18 protein-coding genes are annotated in these 14,094 nt (G+C 59.6%); 1 reads left to right on the top strand and 17 read right to left on the bottom strand.

The window, feature by feature from the left end:
* Positions 1-1,767, top strand: a 1,767-nt coding sequence (locus RT460_RS14350; protein WP_313319600.1) for a catalase, incomplete at its 5' end; no start/stop codon positions are given.
* A 174-nt stretch (positions 1,768-1,941) separates the two neighbouring features.
* Here RT460_RS14350 and RT460_RS14345 read toward each other — a convergent pair.
* The 17 genes from RT460_RS14345 to RT460_RS14265 form a co-directional block, all read right to left on the bottom strand.
* A complete protein-coding gene (locus RT460_RS14345) occupies positions 1,942-2,271 on the bottom strand; it encodes a hypothetical protein (protein WP_313319599.1) in 330 nt (109 codons plus the stop codon).
* A 58-nt stretch (positions 2,272-2,329) separates the two neighbouring features.
* The gene (locus RT460_RS14340) at positions 2,330-2,680 is read right to left on the bottom strand and encodes a DUF2793 domain-containing protein (RefSeq protein ID WP_313319598.1); all 351 of its coding nucleotides are present in this window, start codon (positions 2,678-2,680) and stop codon (positions 2,330-2,332) included.
* Complete coding sequence (locus RT460_RS14335; protein WP_313319597.1) at positions 2,677-4,929, bottom strand: phage tail protein; 2,253 nt, start codon at positions 4,927-4,929, stop codon at positions 2,677-2,679. Before RT460_RS14335 ends, RT460_RS14340 begins: the two co-directional genes overlap by 4 nt.
* Positions 4,929-6,005, bottom strand: a complete 1,077-nt coding sequence (locus RT460_RS14330) for a hypothetical protein (protein ID WP_313319596.1) — start codon at positions 6,003-6,005, stop codon at positions 4,929-4,931. The genes RT460_RS14335 and RT460_RS14330 overlap by 1 nt, the downstream gene beginning before the upstream one ends.
* A complete protein-coding gene (locus tag RT460_RS14325) occupies positions 5,995-7,020 on the bottom strand; it encodes a hypothetical protein (RefSeq protein ID WP_313319595.1) in 1,026 nt (341 codons plus the stop codon). Before RT460_RS14325 ends, RT460_RS14330 begins: the two co-directional genes overlap by 11 nt.
* Positions 7,017-7,421, bottom strand: a complete 405-nt coding sequence (locus tag RT460_RS14320; RefSeq protein ID WP_313319594.1) for an NlpC/P60 family protein — start codon at positions 7,419-7,421, stop codon at positions 7,017-7,019. Before RT460_RS14320 ends, RT460_RS14325 begins: the two co-directional genes overlap by 4 nt.
* A complete protein-coding gene (locus tag RT460_RS14315) occupies positions 7,418-8,302 on the bottom strand; it encodes a DUF2163 domain-containing protein (RefSeq protein ID WP_313319593.1) in 885 nt (294 codons plus the stop codon). Before RT460_RS14315 ends, RT460_RS14320 begins: the two co-directional genes overlap by 4 nt.
* Positions 8,299-8,886 (bottom strand): DUF2460 domain-containing protein, encoded by a 588-nt coding sequence (locus tag RT460_RS14310; protein WP_313319592.1) that lies wholly within the window; start codon positions 8,884-8,886, stop codon positions 8,299-8,301. Before RT460_RS14310 ends, RT460_RS14315 begins: the two co-directional genes overlap by 4 nt.
* Complete coding sequence (locus tag RT460_RS14305; RefSeq protein ID WP_313319591.1) at positions 8,883-11,033, bottom strand: hypothetical protein; 2,151 nt, start codon at positions 11,031-11,033, stop codon at positions 8,883-8,885. Before RT460_RS14305 ends, RT460_RS14310 begins: the two co-directional genes overlap by 4 nt.
* Complete coding sequence (locus tag RT460_RS14300; protein WP_313319590.1) at positions 11,033-11,260, bottom strand: hypothetical protein; 228 nt, start codon at positions 11,258-11,260, stop codon at positions 11,033-11,035. Before RT460_RS14300 ends, RT460_RS14305 begins: the two co-directional genes overlap by 1 nt.
* Positions 11,261-11,292: 32 nt before the next feature.
* Positions 11,293-11,652 carry a phage tail assembly chaperone family protein, TAC gene (locus RT460_RS14295; RefSeq protein WP_313319589.1) on the bottom strand — a complete coding sequence of 120 codons (360 nt, stop codon included), beginning with the start codon at positions 11,650-11,652 and terminating at the stop codon, positions 11,293-11,295.
* 54 nt (positions 11,653-11,706) lie between these two features.
* Positions 11,707-12,237 carry a phage tail tube protein gene (locus RT460_RS14290; protein WP_313319588.1) on the bottom strand — a complete coding sequence of 177 codons (531 nt, stop codon included), beginning with the start codon at positions 12,235-12,237 and terminating at the stop codon, positions 11,707-11,709.
* 65 nt (positions 12,238-12,302) lie between these two features.
* A complete protein-coding gene (locus RT460_RS14285) occupies positions 12,303-12,653 on the bottom strand; it encodes a DUF3168 domain-containing protein (RefSeq protein ID WP_313319587.1) in 351 nt (116 codons plus the stop codon).
* Positions 12,653-13,144, bottom strand: coding sequence for a hypothetical protein (locus tag RT460_RS14280; protein ID WP_313319586.1), 492 nt, complete (start codon positions 13,142-13,144; stop codon positions 12,653-12,655). The genes RT460_RS14285 and RT460_RS14280 overlap by 1 nt, the downstream gene beginning before the upstream one ends.
* Positions 13,145-13,146: 2 nt before the next feature.
* Positions 13,147-13,485 carry a phage head closure protein gene (locus RT460_RS14275; RefSeq protein WP_313319585.1) on the bottom strand — a complete coding sequence of 113 codons (339 nt, stop codon included), beginning with the start codon at positions 13,483-13,485 and terminating at the stop codon, positions 13,147-13,149.
* Positions 13,485-13,829 carry a head-tail connector protein gene (locus tag RT460_RS14270; protein WP_313319584.1) on the bottom strand — a complete coding sequence of 115 codons (345 nt, stop codon included), beginning with the start codon at positions 13,827-13,829 and terminating at the stop codon, positions 13,485-13,487. The genes RT460_RS14275 and RT460_RS14270 overlap by 1 nt, the downstream gene beginning before the upstream one ends.
* A 2-nt stretch (positions 13,830-13,831) precedes the next feature.
* Positions 13,832-14,074, bottom strand: a complete 243-nt coding sequence (locus RT460_RS14265; protein WP_313319583.1) for a hypothetical protein — start codon at positions 14,072-14,074, stop codon at positions 13,832-13,834.
* Positions 14,075-14,094: the final 20 nt, after the last annotated feature.

Raw genomic sequence — 14,094 nt, 5'->3', positions numbered from 1 at the left:
ATAAGATCAAAACCGGACTCTAAACCCGACCTCTACTCAGGCCGGGGGGACGTCGCAGGCTCCGTTGACACGCCTAGAGACGTGCGTGGTTTCGCAGTCAAGTTCTACACCGAAGAGGGAAATTTCGATCTTGTCGGCAACAACCTACCTGTATTTGCCATCCAAGATGCGATCAAGTTTCCGGACTTCATCCACGCCGTAAAGATGGAACCAGATCGAGGATTCCCACAGGCGGCAAGTGCGCACGATACCTTCTGGGATTTCGTTTCTCTGTCGCCGGAAACGCTCCATATGGTTTTTTGGGCTATGAGTGATCGGGGTATCCCAAGGAGCCTACGTATGATGGAGGGCTTCGGAATCCACAGCTTCCGCCTGATCAATGCGAAAGGAAATTCCACTTTCGTCAAATTCCATTGGCGACCCAAGCTCGGCCTTCAATCCACCTTATGGGACGAGGCCGTCAAGCTTCAGTCGGCAGACAATGATTTTCATCGGCGTGATCTGTACGAGGCGATAAGCAAAGGCGATCTCCCCGAGTGGGAATTCGGCGTGCAGCTCTTCACCGAAAAAGAAGCCGAGAAATTTCCATTCGACCATTTGGACCCGACCAAGCTTATACCGGAGGAGCTTGTGCCTCTCCAGATCGTAGGCCGTATGGTTCTAGACCGCTGGCCCGACAACTTCTTCGCTGAAACTGAGCAGGTCGCGTTCTGTCCAGCAAACCTGGTCCCCGGTATTGATTTCAGCAACGACCCCCTATTGCAGGGGCGACTGTTCTCTTATCTAGACACCCAGCTCTCGCGCTTGGGCGGGCCAAATTTCACGAACATCCCCATAAACGCACCAAAATGCCCCTTCGCCAATCATCAGCGCGACGGGCACATGCAAACGCTCACGCCTAGGGGACGCGTCGCATACGAGCCCAACTCACTCGATGCTGGAAGCGTGCCGACCGGGCGTGAATCGATCAGCGGATTCGCCACATTCAAGGCTCCAACTATTGAAGGGGGGACGCTCCGCCTACGTCCAAACTTGTTCGCGGACCACTACACCCAGCCCCGCATGTTTTTCCGCAGTCAAAGCGAGCTAGAGCAGGCACACATTGCATCGGCATTCGTCTTTGAGTTGTCCAAGGTCGAAACTGCCGCGATTCGCGAAAGAGCTATCTCTCACCTGCGCATCGTAGATGACGAATTGGCAAGGCGAGTGGCAAGCGGCTTGGGGCTGAAGAAGCTACCCCCAATAGCCAAGGCGGCGCTGCCACCGGTAGATATGGCGCCATCTGCTGCACTAGGCCTTATTGGGAAAATGTTGAAAACATTGCAGGGTCGTTGCATCGGAATTCTGGTATCCAATGGTACGAACCTGGCGTCGATCTCACGCTTGAAGAAGGCCGCTGAAAAAGCCGGCGCGCAAGTAAAGCTGGTTGCCCCTACGCTCACTATCACGCTATCCGACGGTAGCGACTTGGATGTAGATGGGCAATTAGCGGGAACTCCCTCGGTTCTGTTCGATGCCGTTGCCAGCGTGCTAACCCTAGAAGAGGCAAAAAAGCTGAGCAGCGACGCTGCAGCAGTGGACTGGTTTAGGGATGCCTTTGGTCACCTCAAGGCGATTGCTGCATGCAAGGGCACGCGCGAAATTCTCGCAGCGGGAGGTATTGAGCCCGACGACGGAGTCGTATTCCCAGAGGATGTGGCGAAGTTCATAAAGCTAGCTGAAGGACGGCGCTGGAGTCGTGAGCCAACTCTGCGGACATTGGCATAACGCTCCGCGGAGTTCGCAGCCACCCAGAAGTGGAGCGGGACTGCTCAAACTGCATGACTAGCCTTTCCCACTCAACCGCCGAGGCCCGTGCCCAGGCGGCTGAGTGGGCGAGATGATCGCTACGTGGCTGGTAAAGCTCGGCGTAGCGCCAGAAGATAGCCTGCAGGGATTCGTTTAGTTACCGACATCTGCAGTGCGCAGGCGCAATACTTCCGCGGTCAAAGACAGCTTGCGACTCGTGAGGTTGTCCACCTTCTGGCTACGCACGATCACAGCGTTGCCGTCTATTGCCGCAGCCCTTTCCTTGAGCTTCGGCAAAGCATCTTCCAACTTTGGCTCGCGAAACCCCGCGCGGTAATGCTCCACTTCCACTACCCCGAGATTTTCGTACTGCACGTCCCGCGGGTATTCATAAAGCACCCTGACATCGCCAGGTGAGGAAGCAGCTGCCGAGACAGATCCCATGCTCGCAACGAGGGCGAACGCAAGAAACAGTGCCTTCATACCGATCCCTCCATGGTGATGGCGGGATGGTAGGACAGGTTGCGCCCGCCCTCAACCATCACACAGGCGCCCAGGCCCCGGCCATGAACCGGTAGCGGGTTCCGGAAGCTCCTTCATCTAGGACAACAGCTTCCCAGCCGGGGCGCGGCGCGAGGAACCGCCAAAGCGTTGCGCCGGTACACAGAGCAACCTGCCCCGCCCTCCCGGCCCACGCACCAGTCGGCGTGGCGCCAACGATCCAGCGTTTGCCGGAGTCGGACTCCACCGTTGCTGGAGGCGCGCTCAAATCCTTGTCTTCCACAGCCAGCTGCAGCAGGGCATCGATGACCTGCAACACGTCATTGATCGGCACGGAAGGCTGCAGCGAGTTGGATGGAACAAGCTCAAGCCCGAGGTTTGGAGTACTCATGTCGGAATTGCCTCACTGGCCGGGCCAAGCCCGGTAATGGTGTTGATTGCGGCCACGCTGACCGTTGCGCCTGCCGGCGTCCCTGGCCGCGTGTGTGTCGTTTCCTTGGTGTCGGCGGTGAAACCGTCGCTGTATGTCAGCCGGTAGCCGGCAAAGTATTTGCTCTGCCGTGGCGCCGTCTCGACGCCGAGTCGTGCGCGGCCAACCCAGCTCACCGTCACAGCGTTGGCACCGTCACGGACAGAGCGAACGTAATGGACTGGCCATTCCTGCTGGCTCGCAGGCTCAGTCACGGTAAACGACTCCCATTCGACCTCGTCGCTGTCCTGGCCATAGCTGATAGCCCGATAGCTCACCGCCGTTTCTGTCATCCACTGCTGCACCTGCACGAACACAAGCGACTCATCCAGCACTACGAACATGGCCCCTGCTGGCGCCGCCTCCGGCAACGTGGCGTACCGGCCACGAATCAGGCCGGAGAGTTCGAAGGTGTCGTCTCCGGTCTGCACGACGGTTTGATACTGCAAGACCTCCCACTTCCCGTCAGGCCGGCGCAGCGCCGCCTTGTTGTTGTAGCGAAGCACCTGCTCGTAGCTCACAGACTCAAGCGGCTCAGGCATCCTCACCCTGAGCGATTGCTGCGACGCGTACTCCGCAGACACTTCACCGAGGAGCGGAGTCAGCGTCTCCCCTATGGCTGAGGGGATAGACACCTGCAGCCGCTGGCCGATATTGGCGCCAGCGTCGGTACTCATTTGAACCTCTGCGCCATACCAGCCACGCCCAGTACCAACCGCCCCAACGTAGTACCCCAGCTCATCGTCCTGATCCCGCTGCGCCGGAATATCCAAGATGGCCACGACGGTGTCGCCCACCAGGCCCGGCGTGGTCGAGATTGGCGGTTCTGCCTTCACGCCTTCTGCTAGCGCGTTGTAGGCCCAGGGCGAATTCTCGCTCGCCTTAACGATCAGGTGACCCCCATCCTCCTCGATCTCCATGATGCGCATGCGGTGCGGGTCGCCCTTCTTGTCCCGCACAACGATGACATCGGCAGGGACGAGCGCGGAGAAGGCAATGGGAAGCTCAAACTCGTACTTCTGGAGTTCGCCCCACGCGACCTTCAGCTTACGCATGGCAACTGTTGCCTGGAAATCTGGCGAGGCAGTCAGCGGGATCTCAAACGACTGTTCCGCCTTCGCCTTGACGATGGAGCTTCTACGTTCCGCTGTCTGCTTGTTCGTCACGTAGTCGATAGAGCTATCAAGCATCGTGACGTTGATCTTCCGCAGCAACTCCGCCTCCTGCGCACGGTCGGAGGTCAAGGGCCCCTCATCCCGCGCAACCATGTCGTTCGGGCCTATCTCGGCGACTGGGTCGCCACCACGCGGCACCGCGCGGAGCATTCCGTCACACTCGGTGGGATCGAAGAAGTAGGCCTGCTGCAGCGCCTGGACCATCACATCAGCCCCGCCCTCAGTGGCCACCTTGAAGCCTTCCACGCTGGAGTCGAATAGGGAGCTGACGTCCACCACTCCTTTCTGAATTCCAGACCTCAAGTAGAGGTCTTCAACCACATCGGCAAGGAACGGGTCAGCAACATGGAGGGCGCCTGGGTCATCGGTCCTTTCGTAATTGCGCAATCGCCATTGAATGCGACCCCCGCGATTCATCGCCATGCTGACAAGTCGAGCCGACGTGCCTACGCCTGCGCGACGGACAATCTCATTCGCATACCTGTCGCGCTGATAACGAACACAGAGGTTCCCATCGCGGATGTAGCTAAGCACGATATCGCTGTTGGCGACATTGAACGCACGCCTTTCATCCATGCAGCATCGAAGGTCATACGAACCGGCAGGGAGCGTCGTAACTGCCATTCCCGGCACAAGCGGGTCGTACCAATATATCTTGGCGCTGTCCCCTTGCGTGTACGCAACAAAGGGACTCATGTTTTGGTCAAAAGCCAAGGCAAGCTGCGTGATATCGGCACCGCTAAACAAAACGCGCGAGGCCTCTGTCGGCGAGACACCACCGGGCGCACTTACCAAAACATCAATGCTTCCGGTATCCGCGTTCCTGACACCTTTCACCGCCCACACCTTTACCCGCAACCCTTCGCTTGGATCATTCAAATACTTTCCAGCGAGTTCCCAATCCTGCAAATTGTCGATGGGCAATGGCGTCTTAACTGGATACGAAAACCCGCTGATCGCCGCCTTGGTAGATAGACCGCCGCCTTGGGGGAGCATTACGCGTTATCCCTTACAACAGTAATGGGCATATCCAACAGTTCGTTGGAGGTCTTTACAAACGGGCCATCCAAGAGCATTTGATGCACGCACCAACAACTGTTAGCACTGGTATCACCGAACGGGATCATGATGCTCCGGATGCCGGGAGCGGCCAAGTTGCCGTTATTCAACGGAAGGCGAATCCTTTGCTTGGTGGTACGCGAGCCCGGCACGTAAGCTTCAAGCAACTGGTTACTGTCAAACGCGTTGGATGCTACGTTCCACCCCGGCGCCTCCGTATTAGACGCGCCCGTTGCAGACGGATTTACGAATGTTGTCTGTGCGAGCGCTTTTGGTGAGTTGTAGCTAGACGTGCTGGCTGTGCTGATATAAGAGGATGGGTTGAAAGGGACCACCGACGAGTTGATGCCGATGGTCTTCCAAGCATTTGAATTCATGGAGACAGGGCGGATTTCATAGTTAAACGTCTTGAGTACACCCTTATCCATCATCTGCCAAACGCCGGTTGCGCCGTCGATAGCAAACCATGTCATCTCGCAAGTGATCTCCAAGAACTCGTCGGCTTGGACTTGGATCGTGGTGGGTGCCCCAAGCTCATCCGTTACGCGAACTCGGTTGCAAATGGACACGGTGTTCGAAGGCGCCTGGGTGCCACCGGTAGAGCCCCAATACAACGCCAGCTCAGCAACGTTTCCGACAACTGCACCCTCCGCCCCGCGAATGGTGACGGAGGTGGTCATGCTACGCGGCGCGACGGTCGAATTAATCACGGTACTCGCGGATTGGAACGCATTGCCGCCGCCAAGATAGCTTTGCAGGGCGGTATCGGTAACAGCAGGCGTCGCTGTCCCGGCGCCAGCAATGAATCCCTTGAAACCAAGGGAGCCAAGGGTAGTGGCGAGGCTATCCCACCACCGGTTGACGATCACATTCTTCATCCATGGCGTTTCGCGGAGAATCATATTCCCCTTCATGGCGCGCACCTTCCAACGTGCCGACGCCACGGCTTTCGCCTTGATATCGGTCACAATCGAGTCTTGGAAGCGCTTTAGGTTATCGGATTCACGGAACATATAGAGTCGCCTGCGGAAGGGAGATTGAGGCAGATGCCTTTTCAGCCGGTTGTTTGTGTGCAACCAGAGCGATGCGCTTTGTTGCGGTCGGGAACGACACTGCTGAGGCAGCTGCCTCTTCGCTTGGGGGCAACACCACCTTCGGCTCTCGTAGCGTCGCAATGGGGAAGGTCACATCCATCGCGCTCTGATCGTCTGCGGTGGCAAATGCTTGAGGCTGCCGAAGCTGGGCCACCTGGAAGCTAATGCCAACGGTGCTTGACTCTGTGACGCTTGAGTCTTCAACCAAGTCCCTTAGAACGCCAAGCCCAAGCTGCACCCCCATGCCTGCGCGTTCACCCGCATGCTGCGGATACACATGGCTCGTTAGATACGCCTCGGGCGGCGAGGCTCGGACACAGAATTCGTATTGGGGAATGGCGCCCTGCATGTCTGTCAGGTCGTCATTCTCCACAACGATGTACGCAAGCCCTCTGTTCGGAGACACATTCCCAACCCCCTCCACCGCAACGATGGTTGAATCGGGCATCTGCGCTTCGTTGCCGAGATAGAGCGTGGCCTTGCGCAACCACTTCGCGCTGTAAGTCCTCTCATCGGCAGTCGCTGTAGGGCTGGTTGTGTAGACCTTCTTGCCGTTCCGCTTGATCCAATGGAACCCGTAGATGGGCCCCTGGCACACGCCAACGGCATAGCTGCGGGTGTAGGTGTACGTGGTGGTTTTTTGCCCGCCGCCTTTGCCGCCCCGTTCGGTCTTCTTGTGTTCTTTGAGCACGTCCCGCCAGATGATGTTTCCCGCAGTGACATAGACCCCATGACCGAAAGGGATCACGCCTCCCACGGTACTTGTCTGCGCCATGGCGTCAGACAGGCGCGGGCCTGTGACCTTGACCGGATCGATGTACCCGCCAATCGCGGAGCCCAACATAAAGCCAACCTGCGCGCCGATGGGGTTGCCACCAGTGACTACGAAGCCAATGGCGCCGCCGACTATGCCGCCGATGGAAGATCCACTCACGTGTCACCTCGCCGGTAGACGTGTCGAATGCGCTTGAGCCACTTGGCATCCAGCGGGTGTTCCGTGACCCGCCCCAGGGTGCTATCGGTATGGATCAGCGTCAGGGCTCCCGGCTCTCCGGCGATCAGCCCGCAATGCCGGATGTCCCCTGCGTAGGCCATGGCCACCGCGTCTCCTGGCAGCATCTGCGCGCCCTCTGCAAGTGGCTGGCCAAGGTATTGCTGCAGCGTCGCTTCCATCTGTCCTTGAAAGGGGTTGCGACCATACGTCGGCTTCTCGCCCTGGACGCCGAATGCCAAGATGAGCAAGCCGGCGCAGTCGATCCCAACTGCGGCGTTCCTGCCTTGGTGGCGCCACGGCACGCCGATCATCGAGCGCGCAATGTCAATCTGTTCGCTCATGCTGAGTCCACCGATGGGATGTATGCGCCGGGCGCGGAGATCGCGGTATCCGCGACGGGCGTGAGGTGTTCGCCTCGGAACTGCAGAACGTTCCCCTTGGCCTTGCAGGTGGTGAACGTCTTGTCACAGTCCTCACGGATGCGAAACTTATCGTCTTCGGAGATGGGGAATCCCGTTGGCAGCGAAAGCCGGATATCTCCGTTGGCCAGGAACTCGTCCACCTCCGACTGCAACCCCGAATTCCGACCGGTCAACCATTCAATGACGCCAAGGTCGAAGTAGCCATCAGCATGAGCCAACCCCGAGCTGGTGATCATGCGACGCGGATCGGAGCCAATGGCAGCCACCACCCCCGGCTCCCACACGAAAGCCATCTGGCACTTGGAGTCCCCGTACTCCGCACGGCAGGTGAGCGAGTAGACCGTGCTAATGGTCTGCTTTGCTTGCTGCATCAGCGAGCGGAATTCAGTTGTCCACGCGTCTTGGTGAGTCTTGGTTTGGCCGCAGGTTCCGAACAGTACCAACTCGTGGCCCTGGGTCAGGTCCATGTAGTTCACGCGGTAGATCGTGACTTCCGCGTAATCGAACATGCCCGCTGCGACGTCCTGCGCAGTGATGCCATCAGCCGTGACCCAGCCGCTCATGTCGGTGTTGCCGACACTGAAATCGGCTGCGCTCTGCAGGCGGTCGGGCTTGAAGCCGTTATCCGACCGGTAGCGAACCACCCCCTTCCCGTCGTCGTATTCCAGATCCGCGTCCAACGTGGTGAAGCCCAGAACCGTACCTGCCCACCGGCCAACGCACGCCACCCGCATTAGGAAGCACCAAGTCGTAGCCGGCTGCTGCAGGTGACTCTGCAACGCTATGGGGATCTGCTTCATCGCCGCACCTCCACAAGCTCGATATCGGCGCTGTGTGCATCCAGGTCGCCCAACGTGAAGGCGTTGTAATCGCTATCGAAGCGAACCCACACATCGAACTCCCCGGACCATTCGTACGTGTCCGATTCCCAGGGCAAGGCCGGAACGAACAAGCCCGTTCCAGCATCGAGCGAGCCCGGCACGATATCTCCGGAAGAGTTGCGAACCACCGCGCTCACAATGGCCTGAATCCTTCGAACAGCAGCAGAGGGGCCGAAGCGGTAGGTCTTGGTGAGCTGCACCGGATCAGAAGTCCCGATGTTCGGAGCAATGGGCTCGCCTTCCGCTTCGTAATCCAAGGGATCATTGAAGCGGAAGGCATACAGACGCCCGCGCGCGGCGTAGAACACGGCCTGCACCGCCCTCTGGCCATCGGCGCCAAGGTTGTTGAACGACGCGCTGAACCGCATTCGCGGATACATCCATTGCGCGTTTCTTACCTCCCCGCCGTTGTCCATCTCCACGATGCTTGTGTTCCACTCCGGCCCGCCCTGGAAGCCGTACGCCACACACTCCGGAAGGCGCATGTCGATAACGCCGTTCATCGGCCCGTCCTCGACATGGCCCGCGCCGCTTCCTTGCCCGACTCTCGCGCGATCTGCTGCGGTGTCCGCCCATCGGGCCGACCGGCCACAGTAACGCTCAGGTTCTGCACGATCTGCTTGCCTCCACGTCCTTGGTTCATGGCCACTGCAGTGGGCACAATCGTTCCCGTCCCACGTGGTGCGAACCACTCGGGCCCCTCTTCGCCCACCCAATAGCCGCGACCCGAAAGGACATCGCCACCGATGGCCTTGCCGCCACCGAACATCGACGCCACGCCACTCCAGAAGCCGCCCCCGCCAGCAGCTGCACCACCGGCGCCGCCACCTCCAAACATCCCGGAAAACATGCTGGAGATCGCACCGCCGAACATGCCGCCGCCGTTCTGCCCTTGCTGCCCGAAAAGCGCGCTGGTCAGGTTCTGCGTGATCATCTTCAAGATGCTGTCCGCGACAGAATCGAAGAAGTCCTTCACCGCGTCCTTGGCGCTCTTCGCACCTGTGATCACGTCATAGAAGTTGTCGGCGAACGCATCCCGCAGATCGTCCTGCAGGCTGATCAGCTTGTCGGTGGTCTGGGTTTGGTCATACAGCTTGCCGGATAGCTCGCCAATGGCCTTTCCTTCGGCGCTGGCCGCGTCCACCCCGGCATACCGCAGCTCAATGGCTTTGGCACGCTCTTTGTTGGATAGCGTGAGCAAGCTCAGTTCGAACTCAAGGTCTTCTTTGTGGTCCTTGAAGGCCTTCTTTCGATCTTCCTCCGCCTCCTGCTCCTTCTTGAACAGGTCCAATGCGGCCCTGTCGGCTTCGGCCTGGAGGTCCATCAGGTCAAGCTTGTCCTGCTTCTGGCGCAACTCCTCCTTCTGCGCATCGGTCAGGCCCTTGAGCCCCCCGACCGTCAAGTCATACTCCAGCTTGGCCGCTGCGCTGTTGTCGCCGTGCAGCGCGATCTGCTCGGCCAGTTGCTCGTTCAGCTGCTTGTAGGCGCTGGTCAGCTTCTCCGCATCGCTCTGCGCTGCAGATTTGCCGCCGCCCTTACCCTCGCCAGATCCGTCGAACAACTTCTGCAGCCGGGACTCCATCTCCTTCTGCGCCTTCCAGTCAATCAAGCCCTCACTCGGGTCGATGAGATTCACTTTGGGCGCACTGGGCGCTGACGATCCATCGTCGCCAAACGCCTTAACCTTGGCGATTAGGCCGTCTTGACCCATAGCGAACATTTCGAATGCGCGCTTGAAGTCGCCCTGCAAGGCAAGGACACCGGCGTTTGCAGTTGCCAGGGATGCAGCAATCGCGGTTCCGGCAAGGTCAAATGCCTTGGCCACATAGCCGGCTGCAGTAGCAATCACTCGCAGACCATCTGCGATCCTGCTGGCAGTCTCGTTGAGCTTCTCGCCGCTCTTGGCGCTGTCCAGGAACTGGCCCGACATCTGCAACAGGTCAGGCAAAAGGTCGGCGGCGACGGCATTGCCAACGCCCTGAACCCAGAGCTTCATTTTTGCGAGGTTGTCGTTGAATTCTTCGGCGTTCGAACCTGCCTCGCCGGAGATGACTTGGCCGAATGCCTGTGCCTCGACCCCTGCATCACGCAAGCCCTGCGAGCCATCCTTCAGCAGGTCAATGAGACCTTGGAAGCTCTTGCCGAAGATGGCCATCCCTGCGGTGACAACCTCCTGCGACCCCTTCTGCGCTTTGAACGCGTCGGCAAAGTCATAGAGCAAGTCAATGGTTGGGCGCAGCTTGCCATTGGAGTCCTTGATGCTGATGCCAAGGGCATCGAATATCTGCGCTTGCTTGCTGCCGCTATCAAGGGCTTCGGTCTGAGCCTTGGTCAGCCTGCCGATGGTGGTCTGCAAGTCCTGGACAGTGAGATCGGCAAAGCTGGCGGCATAGGCCAGCTTCGAAAAATCCTCGGTGCCCATGTTGACGACTTTCGCCGTCTTGCTCATTTCGTCCATGGTGTCGATGGACGACTTGACCAATGCAGTCAAGGTCGTGGCAGCAGTTGCAAGGCCGGCACCAAGCGCCGCGCCCATCGCAAGCGCGGTCTTCTCCAGCTTCTTTACAGCCTTCTCTGCGCGGTCGGCATCCGTCACGAAAGAGCCGGTGCGCATCAGAAGATCAATGACGATGGAACCGGCTGTTGCCATTAGTGAGGCCTCATGTGTGGCTTGATGCCGAACGCAAGCAACGTCTTCGCGTCTGCCTCAGACATCCCGGCATGCTTCGGCGTTGGCGACAGAAATTCGATGCGTTCTTCGTACTTCCCACCCAGCACTGCCATCAGCGCGGCTGCCGGCTTGTGGTAGCGGTGACGATCATCGAACGGGTACAGCACATAGAATTCGCGCCACCCCTCAAGCTCGCGCTGAGGCATGGCTTCGATTTCTCCGAGGGTTTTCCCAAGACTCAGGGCGAGTTGGTACTTGAACCACTCGCCGCCTCGGGCGACGAATGAACTTTTCCCTGGAACTTGTTGACCTCCACGATCACCGCCCACATCGCCATAGCGACAGAAGGCTTCAGCGTTGAGGCAACCTCCATGGTCATGACGCGTTTTCCTTCGTCATCCACGATGGACATGGACACGGCCAGCGCCACCGCAGAGGCACGGCGGGCTGGGTCGTCATTGGCCTCCAGTTGCACAATCTGGCGGAAGTCCACGCTTGGCAGCTCGCGGAAGTTGAAAATGTGTTCCGTTCCGTCAGGCAGCTTGATGGGTCGCTGATGGCTGGTCGGGGATACGAACAGAGAGTCAGGTAGCTTCATGGTTTTCCTCTGGCAGCGCCGGCCCGCCAAGGGACCGGCGCATGGATGCGATGCTTACGGAACGATGTCGTCGTTGTTCACCGGGGCGCCGTTCCAGTGGAAGATCTGCCCTTCCGCCTGCTGGGTGAGGCCGGCGGTGCCGCGCACGATCTCGTTGGTAGCGATGTCCAGGGTGTTGGTGGCCACGTACGCATCGAACTCGATGGACGTGCGACCCTCGGGAGCGGTGAGCGTCCCGTCGATATCCATCTCAGGGGGATCGACGCCATCGGACAGGCAGGCCATCCAGTGGAACGTCTTCTTCGATTTCTGCATGTCCGACAGAAGCCGGTGCGAAATGCGCGACGGCTTGAAGTTGTACGGGACAGACAAGGTCGAGACCTGATTCAATCCCGGCTTGGACGTTTCGCCCTCCTTGTTGCCAAGGCACGTGGTCGAGATCTGCGACGGCGCGCCGCCGCCCATCCCGGTGATGCCGGTGGGGCAGTTCAACATCACAAGGCGCGGGGTCGCGGGAGTGGTGAGGGTGTCCACGAAAAACAGCTGCGTCCCTTGGGTTTGGACGGTTTCGTCAATTTCAGCCATTGCTGAGCCCTCCTTCGGGCATAAAAAAACCGCCTTGCGGCGGCGTGTGCTGATTGAAGTTCGGGTTACAACCCGATGAAGTCGGCCTGCAGGCCTACCCGATACAGCCGGGTCTCTGTATCCCGAGCGTCGATCACTACCCGGTTTGCCACCCTGGCGGCGTCCAGAGCAGCGCGTACCGCCACAGCAAGCTGCTCAATGCCCGCATCGGTGGCGTGGTAGCAGTCAATCTGGATCGCGGTGAAGTTGGTGCAAGGCCCGCCGCTGAGCTGCAGCTGAGGATCGTCGCCGACGATCTGCCACGTGATGTAAGGCTTTGTCTCGCCCGGCGAGACTTCACCATGGCGACCAATGCGAGTACCAACAATGGATTTCACGTCGTTGGTGCTGATGACTTTGAACACCTTGGGAAACATCAGCGCCCTCCCCCGCCCGTCGTGGCGAGCCTTCTAACTACTCTGTCCAGGCGAGATTTCAGGTCATCCACCACAATGGTGATCGTGCGCGCAGCGTGGGTCTGCACAGTGCGTCGGATGAAGGAGCGCGCCGGCTGATGCGCTGAGCCATATTCCTTGAGCTGAGCGGACTTCAAGGTACTGACCTGCTCGCCCTTACGGCCTGGATACATCTTGCGCTTGATGCGAACCAAGTAGCGTTCACCGTTTCCGCCAGTTGGCGCCTTTCCTCGGCTGGCGATGATGTTCTCCTCCAGCAGGCCCGTAGACTGGTCCCCCTCCTCAATCACTGACCGCAACGCCTCCCGCTCCCGGTCCCGGAGGTATCTCGCGCCTTTGGCCAAGGACAGTTTTACCGGCCCACCCTTCTTGCTCACCACCTCGGCTGGCAGGCTTCGCAGAATGCTCATCACGGCGTCTGCGCCCTTGATCTCGACTCGGCCAACGTTCATGGCTATTGCCCCTCATTGACGCCGGCAGATACCGGGATCGTGATGTATTCCAGCCCGGACACCTTGTCGGGAAGAAGGCCTGCGATGTTGTAGACCTGTCCCCGATGAAGGATGCGCATCGACGCCTGAAGGTCGGCGCGGTACCGAATGGTGATCCGGGCCGTAATAGCCGCTTGCGTCTGGCCAGACTGGATGAACTCCCGGGCCGACAGCGGCTCGACCGATGCCCAGACTGTGGCCACGTCGGTCCACGCGGTGTGGGCCACGCCATCGTCGTCGCGGGTTGTCACATGCTGCTGGATCAAGACGCGGTGTCGCAGCTCGCCTGCTCCGATGCTCATCAGACCCCCAGCCCTGTGCGGTACGGCCAGAGCAGGCTATGGGCGCCCAACGGGACCTGGACAGTTGCCCCGTCGCTTCCCTGCACTTCCTCCCGCGTTCGGTACAGGTGACCCAGCAGCAGGAGCACAGCAGCCCTGATCGAGTCATTGACGAGCATGGGGTCTGCGCCTGCAGTGCCATCGAGAACAGCGGCAGCCATGGAATCGTCGTCCGGGAACACTCGACGGTTGAGGAACTGCTGCGCAGCCCCCTCCGAAGCGGTACCGTACAGCTCCAGCAGCGCGTCATCGTTGGGTTCGGTCCGGCAGTGCGCCCGGGCCTGTTCGATGGTGATCAGTTCCACGGTCAAGCCTTGCCCTTGCCCTGGCGGCTCTTTTTGCTGGCAGGCTGTTCAGTCACAGCGGCGGCGGCTTCCGAGAATTCCGCCGCAGGCAACGCATCTTCCAGAGTCGGCGGCGGCAACTCGGTCGAAGGCTGCTCACTCACCGCGTCGGCGGAGCCTATGTCGATGAAGTACTGCCCGCGGCAGCTGTCCATCCGAACGGTCGTGCCGGCGCGCGGGTCGGGCTCTTTGAACTTGATCAGCATGGTCATCTCCAAACCCGGCC

This window comes from Stenotrophomonas sp., assembly GCF_032061965.1.
Lineage (GTDB): Bacteria > Pseudomonadota > Gammaproteobacteria > Xanthomonadales > Xanthomonadaceae > Stenotrophomonas.
The sequence above is the reverse complement of the archived record's forward strand: the minus strand, read 5'-3'. Positions and strand labels throughout refer to the sequence as shown.

What these genes read in the sequence shown, in the direction of transcription:
- RT460_RS14345 (WP_313319599.1), bottom strand. Translation starts at nt 2,271, where the DNA reads ATGAAGGCACTGTTTCTTGCGTTCGCCCTCGTTGCGAGCATGGGATCT.
- RT460_RS14340 (WP_313319598.1), bottom strand. Translation starts at nt 2,680, where the DNA reads ATGAGTACTCCAAACCTCGGGCTTGAGCTTGTTCCATCCAACTCGCTG.
- RT460_RS14335 (WP_313319597.1), bottom strand. Translation starts at nt 4,929, where the DNA reads ATGCTCCCCCAAGGCGGCGGTCTATCTACCAAGGCGGCGATCAGCGGG.
- RT460_RS14330 (WP_313319596.1), bottom strand. Translation starts at nt 6,005, where the DNA reads ATGTTCCGTGAATCCGATAACCTAAAGCGCTTCCAAGACTCGATTGTG.
- RT460_RS14320 (WP_313319594.1), bottom strand. Translation starts at nt 7,421, where the DNA reads ATGAGCGAACAGATTGACATTGCGCGCTCGATGATCGGCGTGCCGTGG.
- RT460_RS14315 (WP_313319593.1), bottom strand. Translation starts at nt 8,302, where the DNA reads ATGAAGCAGATCCCCATAGCGTTGCAGAGTCACCTGCAGCAGCCGGCT.
- RT460_RS14310 (WP_313319592.1), bottom strand. Translation starts at nt 8,886, where the DNA reads ATGAACGGCGTTATCGACATGCGCCTTCCGGAGTGTGTGGCGTACGGC.
- RT460_RS14305 (WP_313319591.1), bottom strand. Translation starts at nt 11,033, where the DNA reads ATGGCAACAGCCGGTTCCATCGTCATTGATCTTCTGATGCGCACCGGC.
- RT460_RS14300 (WP_313319590.1), bottom strand. Translation starts at nt 11,260, where the DNA reads ATGCCTCAGCGCGAGCTTGAGGGGTGGCGCGAATTCTATGTGCTGTAC.
- RT460_RS14295 (WP_313319589.1), bottom strand. Translation starts at nt 11,652, where the DNA reads ATGAAGCTACCTGACTCTCTGTTCGTATCCCCGACCAGCCATCAGCGA.
- RT460_RS14290 (WP_313319588.1), bottom strand. Translation starts at nt 12,237, where the DNA reads ATGGCTGAAATTGACGAAACCGTCCAAACCCAAGGGACGCAGCTGTTT.
- RT460_RS14285 (WP_313319587.1), bottom strand. Translation starts at nt 12,653, where the DNA reads ATGTTTCCCAAGGTGTTCAAAGTCATCAGCACCAACGACGTGAAATCC.
- RT460_RS14280 (WP_313319586.1), bottom strand. Translation starts at nt 13,144, where the DNA reads ATGAACGTTGGCCGAGTCGAGATCAAGGGCGCAGACGCCGTGATGAGC.
- RT460_RS14275 (WP_313319585.1), bottom strand. Translation starts at nt 13,485, where the DNA reads ATGAGCATCGGAGCAGGCGAGCTGCGACACCGCGTCTTGATCCAGCAG.
- RT460_RS14265 (WP_313319583.1), bottom strand. Translation starts at nt 14,074, where the DNA reads ATGCTGATCAAGTTCAAAGAGCCCGACCCGCGCGCCGGCACGACCGTT.